At 69.6% G+C, this 18,692-nt stretch carries 15 protein-coding genes and 1 pseudogene; 5 read left to right on the top strand and 11 right to left on the bottom strand.

Going from position 1 to position 18,692, the window contains the following annotated elements; genetic code table 11:
• Positions 1-499 precede the first annotated feature (499 nt).
• The 4 genes and pseudogenes from FHG66_RS02840 to polA all read left to right on the top strand — a co-directional run bounded on the left by FHG66_RS02840 (position 500) and on the right by polA (position 4,455).
• Positions 500-862 carry an HIT domain-containing protein gene (locus FHG66_RS02840; RefSeq protein ID WP_139075171.1) on the top strand — a complete coding sequence of 121 codons (363 nt, stop codon included), beginning with the start codon at positions 500-502 and terminating at the stop codon, positions 860-862.
• 52 nt (positions 863-914) lie between these two features.
• Positions 915-1,193, top strand: coding sequence for a hypothetical protein (locus tag FHG66_RS02835; RefSeq protein ID WP_139075170.1), 279 nt, complete (start codon positions 915-917; stop codon positions 1,191-1,193).
• A gap of 90 nt (positions 1,194-1,283) precedes the next feature.
• Positions 1,284-1,487: pseudogene (locus tag FHG66_RS22135) on the top strand (zinc-finger domain-containing protein); the annotation flags it as partial.
• A gap of 160 nt (positions 1,488-1,647) precedes the next feature.
• Positions 1,648-4,455 carry a DNA polymerase I gene (gene polA, locus FHG66_RS02825; RefSeq protein WP_139075169.1) on the top strand — a complete coding sequence of 936 codons (2,808 nt, stop codon included), beginning with the start codon at positions 1,648-1,650 and terminating at the stop codon, positions 4,453-4,455.
• Between the two features lie 59 nt (positions 4,456-4,514).
• On the opposite strand, the gene FHG66_RS02820 is transcribed toward polA, so the two are convergent.
• From FHG66_RS02820 to FHG66_RS02790, 7 genes are all read right to left on the bottom strand, one after another.
• Positions 4,515-5,078, bottom strand: a complete 564-nt coding sequence (locus FHG66_RS02820) for a YidB family protein (RefSeq protein WP_218013779.1) — start codon at positions 5,076-5,078, stop codon at positions 4,515-4,517.
• A 66-nt stretch (positions 5,079-5,144) separates the two neighbouring features.
• On the bottom strand, positions 5,145-5,396 hold the full coding sequence (locus tag FHG66_RS02815; protein ID WP_139075168.1) for a GlsB/YeaQ/YmgE family stress response membrane protein: 252 nt from the start codon (positions 5,394-5,396) through the stop codon (positions 5,145-5,147).
• Between the two features lie 288 nt (positions 5,397-5,684).
• A complete protein-coding gene (locus tag FHG66_RS02810; RefSeq protein ID WP_139075167.1) occupies positions 5,685-6,152 on the bottom strand; it encodes an Hsp20 family protein in 468 nt (155 codons plus the stop codon).
• Positions 6,153-6,242: 90 nt separating this feature from the next.
• A complete protein-coding gene (locus FHG66_RS02805) occupies positions 6,243-7,070 on the bottom strand; it encodes a trypsin-like serine peptidase (RefSeq protein ID WP_139075166.1) in 828 nt (275 codons plus the stop codon).
• Positions 7,071-7,102: 32 nt separating this feature from the next.
• Complete coding sequence (gene glcF / locus FHG66_RS02800) at positions 7,103-8,437, bottom strand: glycolate oxidase subunit GlcF (RefSeq protein WP_139075165.1); 1,335 nt, start codon at positions 8,435-8,437, stop codon at positions 7,103-7,105.
• A 24-nt stretch (positions 8,438-8,461) separates the two neighbouring features.
• Positions 8,462-9,568, bottom strand: a complete 1,107-nt coding sequence (locus FHG66_RS02795) for an FAD-binding protein (protein WP_139075224.1) — start codon at positions 9,566-9,568, stop codon at positions 8,462-8,464.
• Positions 9,569-9,570: 2 nt separating this feature from the next.
• A complete protein-coding gene (locus tag FHG66_RS02790) occupies positions 9,571-11,007 on the bottom strand; it encodes an FAD-linked oxidase C-terminal domain-containing protein (RefSeq protein WP_139075164.1) in 1,437 nt (478 codons plus the stop codon).
• 86 nt (positions 11,008-11,093) lie between these two features.
• Between FHG66_RS02790 and FHG66_RS02785 the strand changes: the two genes are divergently transcribed.
• The gene (locus FHG66_RS02785; RefSeq protein WP_139075163.1) at positions 11,094-11,810 is read left to right on the top strand and encodes a DUF599 domain-containing protein; all 717 of its coding nucleotides are present in this window, start codon (positions 11,094-11,096) and stop codon (positions 11,808-11,810) included.
• 9 nt (positions 11,811-11,819) lie between these two features.
• On the opposite strand, the gene FHG66_RS02780 is transcribed toward FHG66_RS02785, so the two are convergent.
• The 4 genes from FHG66_RS02780 to FHG66_RS02765 are packed head-to-tail and all read right to left on the bottom strand — an operon-like array spanning position 11,820 to position 18,643.
• Positions 11,820-13,895, bottom strand: a complete 2,076-nt coding sequence (locus FHG66_RS02780; RefSeq protein WP_176556099.1) for a hypothetical protein — start codon at positions 13,893-13,895, stop codon at positions 11,820-11,822.
• Positions 13,896-13,944: 49 nt separating this feature from the next.
• On the bottom strand, positions 13,945-16,767 hold the full coding sequence (locus FHG66_RS02775) for a DUF4159 domain-containing protein (protein WP_139075162.1): 2,823 nt from the start codon (positions 16,765-16,767) through the stop codon (positions 13,945-13,947).
• Positions 16,767-17,645, bottom strand: coding sequence for a DUF58 domain-containing protein (locus tag FHG66_RS02770; RefSeq protein WP_139075161.1), 879 nt, complete (start codon positions 17,643-17,645; stop codon positions 16,767-16,769). Before FHG66_RS02770 ends, FHG66_RS02775 begins: the two co-directional genes overlap by 1 nt.
• Positions 17,642-18,643, bottom strand: a complete 1,002-nt coding sequence (locus FHG66_RS02765; RefSeq protein ID WP_139075160.1) for an AAA family ATPase — start codon at positions 18,641-18,643, stop codon at positions 17,642-17,644. Before FHG66_RS02765 ends, FHG66_RS02770 begins: the two co-directional genes overlap by 4 nt.
• Positions 18,644-18,692: the final 49 nt, after the last annotated feature.

Genomic DNA, 18,692 nt, shown 5'->3' with positions numbered 1-18,692 from the left:
TCTGGCCGGCGCTGGACGGATGCCATGGCGCGCGGTTCACGCCGTATCGGCGAGGCCGAGCCTGAGCCCGCAAAGGACGACGCGGTTGGATCGAGGTTCGTCATGGGACGCAGTTAGAACTTTCGCAGTTAACACATCAAGCCGTGGCGTGATGCGAGCCCGGGTAGGGCATTGACGATCGGCAGAAAAACTCTGGCTCCCGTTTCCGGGGTAGCCTGCTTTGTTATCAATGTCTTTTGGACGGGACCCACGAACGGAATTGCCTTCAGAGGCGTGGCGACCCTGCCACAGCGGCGAAGAATGACAATCCGGCACTGGCAGGTGCCGCGGCACGACAGGTCCGGCGAGGTCCTGGGATCGGCTTTCCGGCGGGCTTGGACGGAGCCCAGGGATTCGCCCAGCGCGCTGGTCTCGGGGCCACTAGCGAAGCGGTCGTCGCTGGGTCAGGATGGAGCGAGGCCGGGATCGAGCCCGCCATTCACGTCCCATGAGGTGCCCCGTGGAGTTCGACTACGACCCCAGCAACGTCTTCGCCCGGATCCTGAGCGGGGAGATCCCGTCGCGGACTGTCTTCGAGAACGAGACCGCGCTCGCCTTCCATGACGTGCGGCCCCAGGCGCCGGTCCACATCCTCGTCATCCCCAAGGGGCCCTACGTCAGCATCGACCATTTCGCCGCCGAGGCGACCGCGGTGGAACAGGCTGGGTTCATGGCCGCCCTGGCCGAGGTCTGCCGCATGCCCGAACTGGAGCCTGGATTCCGCTGCATCGCCAACACCCGCGAGACCGGGGGACAGGAGGTGCCACATTTTCATGTGCATGTCCTCGGCGGCGCGCCTCTCGGTCCCATGCTGTCGCGCTAGGGACCACGATCCGCCGAGGGCAGGACCTGTCCAGATCGATGCCGCGGGTGCCATGCCCATCTTCGCTTGCTGCATCCTGCCGCCGCGTGCTGGCTTCGCGACCTCCATGCGGCCTGCCGAGATGGCTATCATGGGCCGTCGCTTCGAGCATCCGCAGCCGCTGCATGGACAGGGACTGATCCGGTTGGTCGGCCTGGCCGAGAACGGCGACTACGGACTGTGCGTGCTTGAGGCCTATGACGCCCATGCCATGGCCCGACCCGGCCCAGCCCGCCGGGCCGATGACGGTCGCGGTCCCTCCCTTCATGGTCGTGTTCGATGCGCCGGCTAGATAGCGGCCCAACCTTTCCTCCCCCGCGGCGCTCGGCTAAGAACGCAGCGACCGCCGCACAGCCCGAGGGACCGCCCGATGACCCAGATCATGATCCGCCGCACGGATCACCCCGCGCCCGACGGACTGCCGCCGCCCGAGGTCAAGGTCGTGACCTCCTGGCGCGTGTCCTGCGACGGCGGCGAAGGCGCGCTGGGACATCCCCGCGTCTGGTACACCATCCCGCGCGAGCAGGGATTCATCGACTGCGGGTACTGCGATGCCCGCTTCGTTCATGCCGACTCGCAGGGGCAACACGCCCACCCGGCCACGCCCGGACTGGCCGATCACGCCCAGCCCGCCGACCTGGAGGGCACCGTGCGCGGCAAGCAGCCGGGCGAGGGGACGGACGGTCCGCTCAGGGGCAATGACGGCGGCTCGGGCCAGACGCACGGCGAGTGAAGGGGACAGACGGATGGCATTCGGCAAAGGGTGCCACCTGCACCTGATCGACGGCTCGGCCTTCATTTTCCGGGCCTACCATGCCCTGCCGCCGCTCACGCGGAAGTCGGACGGTCTGCCTGTGGGGGCGGTCGCGGGCTTCTGCAACATGCTGCTCCGCTACATCGAGAACAACAACGGCCCCGACGCCGCGACCCATGTCGCCGTCATCTTCGACTTCTCGTCGAAGTCCTTTCGGAACGAGCTTTACGACCAGTACAAGGCCCATCGCCCGCCGCCGCCCGAGGAACTGGTCCCCCAGTTCCCCCTGACGCGCGAGGCGACGCGTGCCTTCGGCATCTCCTGCCACGAGATCGAAGGCTATGAGGCCGACGACATCATCGCGACCGCCACCTGCAAGGCCCGCGAGGCCGGGGGCCGCGTCACCATCGTGTCCTCGGACAAGGACATGATGCAACTGGTGGGCGGCGGGGTGGAGATGCTCGACCCCATCAAGAACAAGCGCATCGACCGCGAGGGGGTGTTCGAGAAGTTCGGCGTCTATCCCGAGCGGGTGGTGGACGTGCAGGCGCTGATGGGCGACGCGGTGGACAACGTCCCCGGCGCGCCGGGCATCGGTCCCAAGACCGCCGCGCAACTGATCCAGGAATACGGCGATCTCGATGCGCTCCTTGCCCGCGCGGGCGAGATCAAGCAGGCCAAGCGGCGCGAGACCCTCATCGCCTTCGCCGACCAGATCCGCCTGTCGCGAGACCTCGTGACGCTCCACTGCGACATGCCGCTGGATTTCGACCTCGACAGCCTGGAGGTGCGCGACCCCGACGCGACCCAGATCCTCGACTTCCTGGGCCGGATGGAGTTTCGGACGCTGTCCAGAAAGGTGGCCCAGCGCCTTGGTGTGGAGGCTCCTGCCGTTCCCGAGGACGCGGGCCAGCTGGCGCGCGAGCGTCCTGCGCCCGAGGAGACCGCGTTCCCGCCCATTGACCGTGCGGCCTACGAGACCGTCCGCACGCGAGCCCAGCTCGATGCCTGGATCGCCCGCATCCAGGAGGCGGGCCACGTCGCCGTGGATACGGAAACCACCTCGCTCAACGAGATGGTGGCGGAACTCGCCGGCATCTCGCTGGCGACCGCTCCGAACGTCGCCTGCTACATCCCCGTGGGCCACCGCGCCTCGGCGACCGCCGACCTGTTCGGCGGCAGCGACCTCGCACCCGATCAGCTCCCGCTGCAGGAGGTTCTCGACGCGCTCAGGCCCGTGCTCGAGGCGGACGACATCCTCAAGATCGGCCAGAACATCAAATACGACTGGAAAATCCTGGCCCGCCACGGGATCGAGGTCCGGCCTTTCGACGACACCATGCTGCTGAGCTACGCGCTCCATGGCGGGTTGCACAACCACGGCATGGACGAACTGTCCGAGCGCTACCTGTCCCACATCCCCATCCCGATCAAGGAGCTGATCGGCTCGGGGAAAAGCATGGTCACCTTCGACCGCGTTCCGATCGAGAAAGCGACGCCTTATGCCGCCGAGGACGCGGACGTCACGCTCCGCCTCTGGCTGACGCTCCGCCCACGTCTTCACCGGGTGCGCGTCACGACCGTCTATGAGACGCTGGAGCGTCCCCTGGTCCCGGTCCTCGCCCATATGGAGATGGCGGGCATCAAGGTGGATCGCGACACGCTCTCGCGCATGTCGGGGGCCTTCGCCCAGAAGATGGCGCAACTGGAATCCGAGGTGCAGGAGATGGCGGGCCGCCCCTTCAACCTTGGCAGCCCCAAGCAGCTTGGCGAACTCCTCTTCGATGAACTCAAGCTGCCCGGCGGGGTAAAGGGCAAGACCGGCGCCTACGGGACCGACGTCAACGTGCTGGAAGACCTCGCGACGGAACACCCGCTGCCGGGCCGCGTGCTCGACTGGCGGCAGGTGTCCAAGCTGAAAAGCACCTACACCGACGCGCTCCAGCAGGCGATCAACGCCGACACGGGCCGCGTCCACACCTCCTACTCCATCGCCGGCGCGAACACCGGGCGGCTCGCTTCGACCGACCCGAACCTCCAGAACATCCCCGTGAGGACCGAGGAGGGCCGCCGCATTCGCGAAGCCTTTGTGGCCGAGGAAGGAAAAGTTCTCGTTTCCCTCGACTACAGCCAGATCGAACTCCGCTTGCTGGCCCACATGGCCGACCTGCCAGAGCTGAAGACCGCGTTCCGCGAGGGGCAGGATATCCACGCCATCACCGCGTCCGAGATGTTCGGCGTGCCCCTGTCGGAGATGACCTCCGAGCTGCGCCGTCGCGCCAAGGCGATCAATTTCGGGATCATCTACGGGATCAGCGGCTTTGGCCTCGCGCGGAACCTGCGGATCCCCAAGGACCAGGCGCAGCAGTTCATCGACCGCTACTTCATCAAGTTCCCGGGCATCAAGGCCTACATGGACGGCGTGATCCAGGGTGCCAAGCGCGACGGCTTTGTCCTGACCCTGTTCGGTCGCAAGATCCACACGCCCGAGATCAACGCCAAGGGCCCGGGCGCCGCCTTTGCCCGCCGCGCCGCGATCAACGCGCCGATCCAGGGGACGGCGGCCGACATCATCCGCCGCGCCATGATTCGCATGGAGCCCGCCATCGAGGGGCTGCCCGCGAGGATGCTCCTGCAGGTCCATGACGAGTTGCTCTTCGAGGTGGAGCGGGGGGCTGAGGACGCCCTGATCGAGCGCGCGCGCAGCGTGATGGTGAATGCGCCGGACCCGGCGGTGAAGCTTTCCGTGCCCCTGGAAGTCGAGGCGGGCACCGGCCAGACCTGGGCTGCGGCCCATTAGATGTGAAAAGGGCGCCCCCTAGCCGGGGACGCCCTGTTCATCGTCACATTCTAGAAAGATCAGAACATGCTGCGGTCGGGGATCCGGCCTTCGGGCGTGTACTGGTCCACCGCATGGGGCAGCTCGCGCGACAAGCGGGCCACGATCTCCTGACGCGACAGGCCGGTCTGCTCCTGAAGGTCCTCCAGCACGTCGGGGCCTAGCGCGGCCTCGAGGTCATGCGGCGCCAGCTCATGGTTCTGGCCGGTGCCGACCCAGGAGTCCATCGTCTGCCCATGGCCGGTGCGGCGGAAGTGCTGGTCCATCTCTGACAGGCCACCGCCCAGAAGGCCGCCCAAGCCACCCCCGGCAGCCGCGCCGCCGCCGCCCAGGAGACCGCCCAGCAGGCCGCCCAAGCCCCCGCCGCCGCCCATGCCGCCCATCATGCCGCCCGACTGGCCGCCGCCGAAGGCGCCGCCTTGGCCGCGCATCTGGCCGCCCAGGCCACCGCCACCCATGCCGCCGCCCAGGCCACCACCGCCTTGCTGGTTCAGCATCTGGCCCAGCTTGTCGCGGTTCTGGTAGCCTGCGACGGCCAGGAGCCCCAGAAGGGCGGTCATTGAGGGAAATCCACTACGGGCCATGATGGCCTCCTGTTCGTGATGGTTGTTGGGATCGGGGCGAGGGACGCTCCCCGCCCGCCGGGTCCGTCAGGCGCGGCGTCGCGTGACCGCGCCGTAGATCAGCAGCACGATGATCGCGCCGACCACGGCGCCGATCAGGCCGGCGCCTTCGTTGGGCCCATACCAGCCCAACGCCTGACCCAGCCAGGTCGCCAGGAAGGCGCCCACGATGCCGAGGAGCATCGTCACGATGATGCCGCCCCCCTGCCGTCCAGGCATGAGCAGCTTGGCAAGCGCGCCAGCGATCAATCCGATGATGAGGGTTCCGATGAAGCCCATGGCCGTCTCCCGCAAAGTGGCGGGCGGCCCGGGCCGCCGCGCAAGGATGTTCCTCCGGCGTCGCGTGGTGCGCCGCCGGACGTCCTCACAATGAGACAGGCGCTCCCTTGGTTCCCCGGCTCCTCCCCCGAGCTGGCTGCAAGGGCTGGTACACCGTGTGCCGAGGCCTTGGCAGAGCGGGCTCCATGCAGACCTCCGACCACGGGCATCCCAAACCAAAAAGGGCGTGGACCCTACGGTCCACGCCCCCCTTGACGATCAGCGGAGCGGCCCTTGCGGGCCAGCCCCTCAGTTCACGGCCTTGGCTTCGACCAGGTTCGCATCCTGGGCGGCGGCCTTCGCGATCTCGATCCGGCGGGGCTTCAGGGCCTCCGGCACTTCACGCACGAGGTCGATATGGAGCATGCCGTCAACATGCGACGCACCCGTGACGCGGACGTGGTCGGCCAGGTGGAAGCGGCGCTCGAAGGCACGGGTGGCGATGCCGCGGTGCAGGAACTTGCGCTCGGTCGTGTCATCCACCTTCTTGGCGGTCACGATCAGGGCGTTCTCGCGCACTTCGGCGGACAGCTCGTCCGAGCTGAAGCCGGCGACGGCGATCGAGATGCGCCAGGATCCGTCGGCAAGCTTCTCGATGTTGTAGGGCGGGTAGTTGGTCGTGGACACGTCCTGAGTCAGGACACGGTCCATGAGGTCGGCGATCTGGTCGAACCCGACGGTGGCCCGGTAAAGCGGGGCAAGGTCAAAGCTGCGCATGGTCATCCTCGAAAGCGATAACGGTGGGACCATCCCCTTGAGGGGACTGGCCTTTTTTCCAGGGCCCATCTGTTGGCGCCCCGGTGAGTGTTATCTGGGAAGGACCGCCTGCGGGTTCAAGACCTCCTTGGCATGAATGATATGCGCCCCCGTGTCGGCCCGTTCGCCTGCTGCGATCCGGGCTTGCGCCAAGCCCGCCCGCGCAGCCGCGAACGCTTCCCGCAACTCGGCCAGCGGTTGGGTGAGCGAGGTGCCCAGGGCCACGCGCTGCCCGTCGAGCCGGCCCTTGGCGGACACGACGGAGACGATGCGCGCGATGCTGCCGTCCATCTGGAAGACCGGCGCCCCCGATGCCCCGAAATCCACGTCGCAGGTCAGGACGAACACGCCCCCTTCCTGCCCCAGCACCCCGCAGGCGTCCTCCCTTGAGGGGGCTTCGGCCCGGCCCAGGGCGTAGGACACGACGCTGACCTCGGCCCCGGCCTGAACCTCTGGCGCGGTCTCGAAGGGGCGGACGCCCGCCACGCCGATGGGCTCGTCGAGCTCGACGAGGGCGAGGTCGTTGCGGCTTTCGGCTGCTCCTGCAGCAGGGTCGAAGCGGTAGGCGGGGTGCGGCATGGCGCTCCGGGCCACGCGCGTCGCGGCGGATCGGCCGTTGCGGAAGCCGGCCCGGAACTCGATCCGAGACGGATCGACGGGCGACCCCGTCGCGCGGTCATATAAACAATGCGCGGCGGTCAGCACCACGTCGGGCGCGATCAGCGACCCCGTGCAGAAGCCCTTTCCACCGATATCAAGTCGACCAACGGCCTCCCAGGCCGCGGCCTCCGTTCCCGTTCCCAGGCTGTGAAGCCCTGTGCCTTGCGCAGCCGCCGGCGTAGCCAGCGCGAACGCCAGCAGCCATGCCGCCATGCGCATCCGTCATCTCCGCTGTCCCTTGCGGATCAGGGTTACGCTGCATATGGGGCGAAACTAGGGCCGTCTCTTCGGTCGGGGACATTTGGTCCCAGTGTTGCAGGACGGGGACCACCATAAGCCCAATCCAGCAGCTCGGCGGTATGAAGAACGGGCACTTCCGTCTTCCCGCCGATCTGCATCAGGCAACCGATGTTGCCCGCCACGATGGCATCCGGCCGAGTCGCCTCGAGCGTGGCGGCCTTGCGGCGTCCCAGCTCGTCCGCGATCCGGGGCTGCATGATGTTGTAGGTTCCCGCCGAGCCGCAGCAAAGATGCGCGTCGCGGGGCTGGAGCACGGTGAAGCCCGCCCGCTTGAGCAGGGCGAGGGGCTCTGCCTTGACGCGCTGGCCATGCTGGAGCGAGCAGGCCGAATGATAGGCGATCCTGAGACCCTGATCCGGAAGCTCTGGCAGGTCGAGCCGGGCCAGAACCTCGGTCACGTCGCGGGCCAGGTTCGCCATGGCTTCCGCCTTTGCCGCATCAGGGGTTCCGGCCAGCAGATGCCCCCAGTCCTTGACCGTCGTCCCGCAGCCCGAAGCGGTGACGATGATGGCGTCGAGCGGCTCGCGCTCATGCTCGGCGGCAAAGGCCGCGACGTTTGCGGCGGCCATCGATCGGGCCTCGGTCTCGCGGCCCATGTGGTGGACCAGCGCGCCGCAGCAGCCCTGGCCCCTGGGAATCACGACCTCGACCCCGGCCCGCTGCAACAACCTGACCGCCGCCTCGTTGATCCCCGGATTGAGTGCCCGCTGTGCGCAGCCCGTGAGCAGCCCGACCCTCATTTGCCGGGGGGCGTGAGCCTTGTGGGTCTGGGCATCCTCGGCCCGGCTGACCGGCGGGATCGCCCTGGGGGCGAGGCGGATCATGGCGCGCAGGCGTTCGTCCGGCACGAGACCCGCGAAGGGCCGCCCGATCTTGGCCGCGAGCAGCGCCAGCCGGAAGCGGGTGGGGTGGGGGAGGACCCAGGCCAGCACCTTGCGCAGCATCCGGTCCGACCAAGGCCGCTTGTAGCGCGCTTCGATATAGGCGCGCGCATGGTCCACGAGGTGCCGGTAGTGAACCCCCGAAGGGCAGGTCGTCATGCAGGCCAGGCAGGACAGGCAGCGGTCGATATGCTTGACCGTGGCCGGGTCGGGATCGCGCCCCGATTCCAGCATCTCCTTCATCAGGTAGATGCGGCCGCGCGGGGAGTCCAACTCGTCCCCCAGCACTTGGTAGGTCGGGCAGGTCGCCGTGCAGAAGCCGCAATGGACGCAGCTTCGCAGGATCGCGTTGGCCTCGGCGGTGCCGGGGTCCGAAAGCTGCTCGGGCGTGAAGAAGGTCTGCATAGGGTCACCTGTCTGGGCGGCGCGTCAGGCCGCCCGCGCCTCCATGAGGCCGGGATTGAAAAGCCCGCGCGGGTCGAAGCGCTCGCGCAGCCGGGCCGACAGCATCGTCACTGCCTGGGCCTCGGGAGGGAAGGTGCCCAGCGCAGCGCGCGTGTCCGATGTTGCCCGGACCAGCACGGCGCGTGGGCCGAAGCGGCCCAGCCGCCCTCGCAAGTCCGTTCCCTCGGGCACCAGCACCCAAGCCCGACCGCCGCCCCAGTCGAGCCTTTGCGCCCCGCCGGCGAGATGGAGCGCCTCGGCCATCTCGGACGGCCGGACCGACAGCCGCCACACATCGCCGGGCCGGTCCGCGAACTCCGTCACGTCACGGATCGCCGCCCAGGGCCCGTGGCCTTCGCTGGTCTCCGCCGCGCCCCAAACTTTCAGGAGCTTGGCCAGCCGTTCGCCCCGTACCGCGACCGCCGTCGCGAAGCCTTCCAACCGCAGCCGCGTCACCCCCGCCTCGGCATCATGCGCCGCGCCCGTCACCTCGAAGGGCGAGCCCAGCGCGGCCGACATGCAGGCCACCGCCTTGGCCGGGTCGTGCCCGCCGAAGGTCAGCGTCAGCGTCGCTTCGGGCGCGGGCAGAACCTTGAGCGCGACCTCCGTAATGACGCCCAGCGTCCCGTGGCTCCCCGCCAGAAGGCGCGCGAGGTCGAGCCCGGTCACGTTCTTCATGACCCGCCCGCCGTTCGACACGGCCGTCCCGGTCCCGTCCACGAAGCGCATCCCGAGCAGCACGTCCCGCGCCGCGCCGACCTGCACCCGCCTCGGCCCAGAGGCGTTGGTCGCGATCACGCCACCGATGGTGGGCTCGCCCGTCGTTCCAAGGAGCGGCCGCAGGTCCATGGGCTCAAAGGCCAGACGCTGCCCGGCCTCGGACAGCACCCTCTCGACCTCGGCCACCGGCGTTCCGGCCCGGACCACCAGTGTCAGCGCGCCGGGCTCGTAAAGCTCGATCCCGGACAGTCCAGCGGTGGACAGCGGCTCCCCCTCGTTGGCCATCCCGCGAGTAAAGCCGCCGCCGACGGCCAGCGGTCCCCGCGCCGCGCGGATCGCCTCGGCCAGTTCGGCCTCGCTGGATGGGGTCAGGCTCATGCGGCGGCCCGGCGGCTTGCGCTGACATGGAGCGGGAACACCTTGGCGGGGTTGAGCAACCAGTCCGGGTCGAAGGCGTCCTTGACGCGCATCTGCGCCTCCAAGTCCTCGGGGCGGAACTGATCGGTCATGAGGTCGCGCTTCTCCACGCCGACCCCATGCTCGCCGGTCAGGCAGCCGCCCATCTCCACGCAAAGCCGCAGGATGTCGGCGCCCAACGCCTCGGCCTTGTGGAGCCCGTCGGCGCTGTTGGCATCGAACAGGATCAGCGGGTGCATGTTGCCGTCGCCCGCGTGAAACACGTTGGCCACCCGCAGCCCATAGCCGTCGGCCAGCTGCCCGATCCGACCCAGCACGGGGGCCAACTGCGACACCGGAATCGTCCCATCAAGGCAGATGTAGTCGCCCATCTGCCCCATGGCCCCGAAGGCCGACTTGCGGCCCAGCCAGATCCGGGCTGCCTCGGTCGAATCCTTGGCCTCGCGGATTTCCATGGGCTGGAACCTGCTCGCGATGGCGGTGATGCGGCCCAGTTGATCCGCGATCTCGGCCTCCGATCCCTCGACCTCGATGATCAGCAGCGCCTCGCAGTCCGGGTAGCCCGCCTTGGCGAAGGCCTCGCAGGCGACGATGCAGGGGCGGTCCATGAACTCGATGGCGACGGGAACGAAGCCCGCCCGGATGATCGCCGCCACGCATTCGCCCGCCGTCTCGTTGGCGTCAAAGGCGATCAGGACGGGACGCGCGCCCTCGGGGCGGGGCAGGATGCGGAGCGTGGCCTCGGTCACGACGCCAAGCTGCCCTTCGGAGCCGCAGACCACGGCCAGGAGGTCGAGGCCCAGCGCCTCCCCCTCGGGCCCGCCCAGCTCCACGACTGTGCCGTCCATCAGCACCATGGTCACGCCCAGCAGGTTATTGGTCGTTACCCCGTATTTGAGGCAATGCGCGCCCCCGGAGTTCATCGCGATGTTGCCCGCGATCGCGCAGGCCAGCTGGGACGATGGGTCGGGGGCGTAGAAGAACCCTTCGGCCTCGACCTCCATGCTGACGGACAGGTTGGTGCGCCCGGTTTCCACGCGGATGAAGCGGTCCTCATACGACACGTCCAGCACCCGCGTCAGCCGCGCCACGCCCAGCACCACGGCATCGGCGGTCGGCAACGACCCCCCGGCCAGCGACGTGCCCGCGCCGCGCGGCACGACGGGAACTTGTTCCTCATGGCAGACCCGCAGCACCGCCGACACCTCGGCCGTGGAGGTTGGCAGCACCACGCAGAGCGGTGCGCAGCGGTAGGCGGTCAGCGCGTCGCATTCGTAAACCCGCGTCTCGGCCGGGTCGTCGATCACGCAGCCCGGCGGCAGGACCGCGCGAAGACGGTCCGCGATGGCACCCTTGCGCGACAGGATCGCGGAACTGGGGGCGGGCATGTCCATGGGCGGCCTCTCCTCCAAGGCTCGACGTGCATAGGCCCCAGCCGCTTCTCTGGCAAGTGACGCGGACGTGACCTAAGGTTTGGACCATGCCAGACCTGTTCCTCAACGGTTTCCTTCCGGCCACCATCCTTTCGGCCCTGGGCTGGGGGGACGTGCTGGGACTGCTATTCCTGCTGACCGTCTGGGGCGCGGTGGCGTGGGTCACCGAACATCCGCCGCGCGGCCTGCCATCGGTGACGATCCTGATGGCCGAGGTCCGGCGCGAATGGATGCGCGAGTTTCTGACCCGCGACAACCGGATCTTCGATGCCCAGATCATGGCCTCGCTCCGGCAAGGGACGTCGTTCTTCGCCTCGACAGCGATCCTGGCAGTGGGCGGCGTGCTGGCGCTGATCGGCAACGTCGCGCCGCTGACGGGCCTCGCGCAGGAGATCGGGCGGCAGGAGACCTCGGCCCTGCTGTGGCAGATCCGGCTGCTGCCCTGCGCGTTCCTGCTCACGCACGCCTTTCTCAAGTTCGTCTGGTCGAACCGCCTGTTCGGCTACTGTTCGGTGATGATGGCGGCCGTTCCCATGGACCCCGACGACCCCCGGTCGCGCCCCCGCGCCGCGCGCGCGGCCGAGCTGAACATCCGGGCGGCATACAACTTCAACCGCGGCCTACGGAGCATGTATTTCGCGCTGGCATCCCTGGGCTGGCTCGCGGGGCCGATCATGCTGGCGGGGGCGGTCATCCTGCTGACCGCCACGCTTCTGGGGCGCGAATTCGCCTCGGTGCCCCACGACATCCTGGCGGAACGATGAGGGCGGGGGCTACCGCCGCCCCTCGCGGACCCAAGCCCCCAGGATCAGCAGCGCCGACAGGAGCAAAAAGGCCCAGGCGGGCAGCAGGGGCAGGATGCGGATATCGGCGGTGAGATACGCCTCGCGAGGAGTGATGCCGATCCAGCCGCGCCCCGACGCCGGACGCCCCTCGCGCACGTCGCGCAGCGTGGGTAAGCCATCCTCGATCCGCAGGACGCCGCCGTTCGTGGGCTCCACCACCGGGGTCAGCAACTCGCCGGTCGCGATGGTCTGCTCGAACTCGCGGGGCGCGGTGGGGCCAAGCGCGATGACTGTGCTCTCCTCACCGTCGGTGAGCTTGTAGAGCCCGATCTCCGGGGCCTCCCACTGCAGCTCGAACCGGCCCGGCGAGATCTGCTGCAACTCCACGACCGTCTCTGTCCCGTCGGGGCCGGTGATGGTCAGGGGTGGCACCTCCTCGCCCAAGGTGCGGCGGATGATGCGCATGGTCTGGCCTGCGGGCTCGACCCAAAGCGCCTCCTCCTCCAGCTCGGGCTCCTTCATCAGCCAATGGGCGAGGCGGCGCAGGAGCTCGAGCTGCGGCCCGCCCCCCTCGTAGCCCCGGTCCCACAGCCAGGACTGGTCGGTGGCCAGCAGCGCGGCCCGACCCTCGCCGACCCGCTGCAGCAGCAGGAGGGGCCGGTTCTCGGGGCCTTCCATGATGCTCGTGGCGTCGGGGCTGGGTGTCACGTCGATCTGCCGGAACCAGCGGCCCCAGCCGGGGGTGCCATCCTCGGCGGTGGGCTGGGGCGCGAGGTCCTCGAGCCCTTCTGTCACCGGATGACGCTGGCCCAGCTCGCTCAGGCGGGGGACGAAGCCTTCCTCGATCAGCCGGGCGGTCGGCGCGCCGGGCAGCACATCGCCCAGGGGGGATCGGTAGACGGACTCGGCGCTGGCGTATTCCGGACCGCCCGCGACCAACACCGCGCCCCCGCGCGTCACGTAGTCCGCGACGTTCTGGAGGTATTCGTTGGGCAGGATGCCCTGCCGCCGATAGCGATCAAAGATGACGAGGTCGAAGTCCTCGAGCTTTTCCACGAACAGTTCGTAAGTTGGAAAGGCGATGAGCGACAGCTCTTCGACCGGAACGCCGTCCTGCTTCTCGGGCGGGCGCAGGATGGTGAAGTGGACAAGGTCCACGCTCGCGTCCGACTTCAGCAGGTTCCGCCAGGTCCGCTCGCCCGCATGGGGCTCCCCGCTGACCAGCAGCACCCGGAGGCGGTCGCGCACGCCGTTGATCTGCACCACGGCGGCGTTGTTGCGGTTGGTCAGTTCCCCCTCGGATTCCGGGGTCTCGAACTGGAGAACGTTCATGCCACCATGGGGCAGCACGAGCGGCAGCTCCATGTCCTCATTGACTGGCACGTCGAACTTCATCGGCGCACCCCCGTCCACCGCGATGGTGAGCGGCACGGTATCGACCGTCGGAGCTTCACCCTGGTCCTCGATGCGGATCGTCAGGGTCAGCTCTTCGTCAAGGATGCCGAAGGCCGGGGCGTTCTTCACCACCAGCCGCCGGTCCCAGTCGTCCTGATGCCCCGTGAGCAGGGTATGGAGCGGCGCGGGCAGCTGCGGCGCTGAGGGGACGTCATGGATGCGACCATCGGTGATCATGACCACGCCTGCGATCCGGCCCTGTGGCTCCTGCGCCATGGCTTCGGCCAGTGCGCCCATGACCAAAGAGCCGCCATCGCCCTCGGCGTCGCCCACGCGGGCCACGCGCAATTCGGTGTTGGGGCGGGTCGCGACCTCGGCCTCGAGCCGGGCGAGCGCTGCCGCGGCCTGCTCGGCGCGGTCGCCGATGCGCTGCGAGGCGCTTTCGTCCACCACCGCGACGACGATGTCGGTCAGCGGGTCGCGCTCCTCCTCCTGGAGGGAGGGGTTAAGCAGTGCCGCGAGCAGCGCGAGGCCTGCCAACCCCCGGAGCCACCAGCCCGACAGTCCCCGCCACGCGGCGAGGATGACCGCCAGGAGGACGAGCGCGAGCGCTGCCCATACCACGGGCCAGGGCAGCAGTGGGTCGAGGATGATCTGATCGGCCGTCAATGCATGTTCCCATCAAGATGGCCCGAGCCCGCCCAGCAGGCATCCAGCGTCATTGCCCCAGCCGTTCCAGCAGCGCGGGCACGTGGACCTGGTCGGATTTGTAGTTCCCCGTGAGCACGTGCATCACGAGGTTGACCCCGAAGCGCAGGGCGAACTCGCGCTGCTGCTCACCGGCCATGCCGCGGCCCACTGGGAGGAGGGGGGTGCCGTATTCGTCCACGGCCCAGGCCGCGGCCCAGTCGTTGCCGCCGATCACCACGGGGGTCACGCCGTCGTTGAGATCGCGGAACGGCATCCCTTCGGCCAATTCGGCGTCGGGCGGCGAGGCCTCGACCCAGATCTCCGGATCGTTGAAGCGGCCGGGGAACGCCTGGAGCAAATAGAAGGTCCGCGTCAGCACGTGGTCGGCCGGGATCGGTTCCAGCGCCGGAATGTCGAGCCCTGCCGCAATGGCCTGCAGCCGCTCGCCTTCGGGCGTGGCTGTGCCAAAGCCGCCCAGGTCCGCGTCGCGCGTGTCGAACAGGATCATGCCCCCGCCGGCCAGGTAGCGGTTGACCTTGTCATAGGCCGCGCGAGAGGGGATCGGCATGTCCGCCGTGACCGGCCAGTAGAGGAAGGGGAAGAAGGCCACCTCGTCTGTTTCCAGGTCGACGCCCATGGGCGCTGCGGGCTCAACGGCGGTGCGTTGCCATAGCGTGTTGGACAGGCCCTGCAACCCTGCGGCGGCCATGTCGTCCACCTCCTGGTCCCCCGTGAGCACATGGGCCAGGACGACCTGCTCGGTGGCGGCGAGGGCAAAGCTCTCGGCTTCGGGGTCAGGCGCGGGCGCCTCCTCGGACGAAGGGGCGACGGGCGCTTCCTGCGCGATGCCTGGGTCGGGGTGCCAGACCAGCACGGTCAGCACGAGGCCGGCGACAGCCCCGGCGCGCGGGGTGCGCAAGCGCCCGGACAGCAGGAGCGACGCCAGGACGTCCGTCAAGAGCAGCCCCAGCGCAAAGGCCAGGAGCGCGCCCTTGAGCGGGAGTTCGCGCGCGATCTCCAGCCCCTCGACGGTGACCGAGGCAGGCCAGGCTACTGGGGTAAGCGTGGTGTCGGCCGCGATCGTGTTGACGGCGATGCGCCGGTCCTCGCCTGCATAGAGCCCGGGGCGAAGGTCGGGGCCTGGACGATCTTCGGCCAGCCGTTCCCCCGGCACGCCGGGCTGGGTGTCCAACTCGGTCAGCGTGCCATAGGCATCGAGCGCGGCCTCTGGCACCCAGGTCGTGCCCTCAAGCTCCACCTCGGTCGGCGGCGCGGCGCGCGAGGACACGGCAAGGCGTTCCAGCATGCTCACGAACAGGCCCGACAGGGGCAGGGTGGACCATTCGGCGTTGGCGGTCACGTGGAAGAGCACGACCTGTCCTTCGCCCATCTCCTTGCGGGTGACGAGCGGAGTGCCGTCGGTCAGTTGCGCCACGACCCGTTCGGCCAAGGTCGGGTCGGGCTGGGCCACGACCTGCGCGTTGACCACGACATCCGGGGGAACGGCCAGACCGAAGAACGGAGAGCCTTCGGTGAAGGGGGCCAACGCCTTGGGCTCGCCCCAGCTCATCGCGCCACCCACGGCCCGCCCGCCGGCGCGCAGCCGCACCGGCAGGAGCGGGTCCTCCTCGGTCCGGGCGAGATCCGATGACGCCAGACGACCGCCCGCGAAGCGCAGCAGGAGCCCGCCTTCCTCGACCCAGGTCATCAGGTCCTCCGCCTCGCCGTCCGAGATCTGCGCCACGTCGGCCAGCGCGATCACGTCGGGGTTGGCCAGGATGACGTCGGACAGAGGGCCTTCCACGAGGTCGGCGTTCGGCGCCAGCGCCTCGCGCAGGTAGTGGAGAGGGTCGAGCAGATCGAGCTGCTCCCGCTCCTGACCGCCCGCGACAAGGCCCACCTCGCGGCGGCGGAGGCCGTCGTCGGTCAGCGCCATGGCGGCGGCAGAGCGCACGCCGGGCAGTTCGAAGCGGGTCACGCGGTTCCTCAGCTCGGCCGGAAGCTCCAGCGCGACCTCGGCCTCGCCCGCGCCGGCCTCAAAGTTCAGCGTCGCGGTCGCGAGCTGCCGCTCCGTTCCGGCCGGATCGAGCCCGATGGCCGCCACCGGAGCCTCGGCCGCAGGGCCCATGGGGGTGCGGACGGCCGACAGCACGATGCGGCCTTCCTCGAAGCGCGGCGGACGCAGGGCGACGATCTGGCGCGGGGCCTGGACCACGGTGACCGCCCCCTTGTCCTCGATCGCCTGCAGGAGCGCCTCGTGTCCCTCGCGGGCAAGGCCGTCCGACAGCCATACGGTATCGAAGCCGCCCTCGACCCCGGACAGGGCCTCGGCCCAGGCGGCGTCGGCCTCGGCGTCGGGCAGCCAGGGCTGGGGCGCAAGATTGGGGAGGTGCTGGATCGCGGCTTCGGCGTCATTGAACACGGGGGCGCCGTCGGGCGGGGTGGTCAGCGCGACCACGGCGGCAGTGCGCCCATCACGTGCGGCTTCGGCCAGCAGCGTCTCGGCCCGGTCCATGCGGGCGGGCCAGTCGCGGGCGTCGGCCCATGTGCCGTCGAGCAGCACCAGCAGCGGGCCGGAGCCCGCCCGGTCTTCCTGCGGGTTCAGGATCGGCCCCGCAAAGCCCAGGATCACCGCAACCACAGCCAGGAGGCGGATCAGCATCAGCCACCAGGGCGTGCGGTCGGCCTGCGCCTCGCGATCCTCCAGCCCCAGCAGGAGCGCCACGCCGGGAAAGCGCCGCCGGATCGGGGCGGGCGGCACCGCGCGCAGGATGAGCCACAGGATCGGCAGCGCGATCAGCGCCACCAGCAGCCAGGGGGCGGTGAAGCCCAGGGGGCCGAGGGTCCACATCAGGCGCGCCGCTCCAGAGCCGAGTGCAACCACAGCAGCGCGCGCGCGGGCGCGGCGTCGGTGTGGTGAGTGGAGAACATCCAGCTCGTCGCGCGAGCCAGGTCCTTGAGCCTCGCCTTCCGCTCGGCCAGCCGGTCGAGGTAGCGGGTCCGAAGCTCGCCCGCCTTGAGAGTCTCATGGCGGACGGTGCCGCCGATGGACTCAAAGATCGTGCGGCCCTGGAAGGGAAACGCCTCCTCCTGCGGGTCGAGCACCTGGAGCATCGCGCCCTTGATCCCCCGGTCGGCGGCCTCGGTGACCGCCCGCTCGATCGGGGCGGGGTTGCCCAGGAAGTCGGACACGAACAGCGCGCGGGAGCGGGGCGGCATCCCGGCGGTGTCCGGCGCGACGTACTCGCCCACCTGATCCTCGGACAGGGAGGCGGCCAAGCGGGTCAGCATGGTCGTCCCCCGGCGCGGCGGCAGCCCGTCGCGGCCACCCAAGCCAACCCGCTCTCCGCCCCGAACCAGGAGGATCGCAGCGGCCAGCGTCAGCAGGCGCGCCCGGTGCCCCTTGGTCGGCAGGTTCGGCGCGGAGGCGAAGTCCATCGCCCGGCCCCGGTCCGCCCAGACCACCACGGTCTGCGCCGTCTGCCACTCCTTGTCCTGCACGAAGGCCACGTCGGCGCGGCCCGACCGGCGCCAGTCGATCATGCGGGAATCGTCGCCCGCCTGCGCCGGGCGATACTGCCAGAAGTCGGCGCCCATGCCCGCGCGCCGCCGCCCGTGTTCACCCAGGACCACGGTCGCGGCAAGGTGCTGCGCCTCGGCCAGCAGGGCTGGCAGAGGCCCCGAGAGCGTTTCCGCCTCGGCGCGGAGGCGGGCTGCGCCCTCGCTCACGCCGCGACCCCGACCCGCGTCGTCTCACTGGCCACGCGGTCGATCAGGTCGGTCAGGCTCGCGCCCTGCGCGCGGGCGGCAAAGCTGAGCGCCATCCGGTGTTCCAGCACCGGGACGGCCAGCCGGCGCACATCCTCGGGCGAGGGGGCGAGGCGGCCGGTCAGCAGCGCTTCGGCCCGAACGGCCAGCATCAGCGCCTGCGCGGCGCGGGGGCCGGGGCCCCAGGCGACCTGTTCGTTGACATAGGCGGGCGCGTCCGTCCCTGGACGGCAGGCGCGCACGAGGTCGAGGATCATCTCCACGATGGCCTCGCCCACCGGCATCCGCCGCAGGAGTGTCTGGGCTGCCAGCAGCTCGCCCCCGGTGAAGACCGGGGTCGCCGCGGCATCTTCGGCCCCCGTGGTGGCCAGCAGGATATCCCGCTCGGTCGCCCGCGTCGGGTAGGGCACGTCGATCTGCACGAGAAAGCGGTCGAGCTGCGCCTCGGGCAGGGGGTAGGTGCCCTCCTGCTCGATGGGGTTCTGGGTGGCCAGCACATGGAACGGCACGCCCAGGGGGCGGTGCTGCCCGGCGATGGTCACCTCGCGCTCCTGCATGGCTTGGAGAAGGGCGGACTGCGTCCGGGGCGAGGCGCGGTTGATCTCGTCGGCCATCAGCAGCTGGCAGAAGATCGGGCCGGGGATGAAGCGGAAGGCGCGCGTCCCATCGGCGGCGGTCTCCAGCACCTCGGACCCCAGGATGTCGGCAGGCATCAGGTCCGGCGTGAACTGGATGCGCCCGCCTGACAGGCCCATCACGGTCGCCAGCGTGTCCACCAGCCGCGTCTTGCCCAGGCCCGGCAGGCCCACCAGCAGCGCGTGACCCCCGCACAAAAGCGCCGTCAATGTCAGGTCCACGACCCGTTCCTGTCCGATGAAGCGGCGGCTGATGCTGCTTCGCGCTTCGGCGAGGCGCTCCTCAAGGGCTTCGATCCGACCGATCAGGTCCGCATCGGCCATGACAATTCTCCCCTCAGGCTCTACCATTGCCACATAGGAGTAGAGCGCC

The organism is Rubellimicrobium rubrum, from assembly GCF_006152115.1.
Classification (GTDB): Bacteria; Pseudomonadota; Alphaproteobacteria; order Rhodobacterales; family Rhodobacteraceae; genus Rubellimicrobium; species Rubellimicrobium rubrum.
Note: the sequence above shows the minus strand (reverse complement) of the source record. Positions and strands in the feature narration are given on the sequence as shown.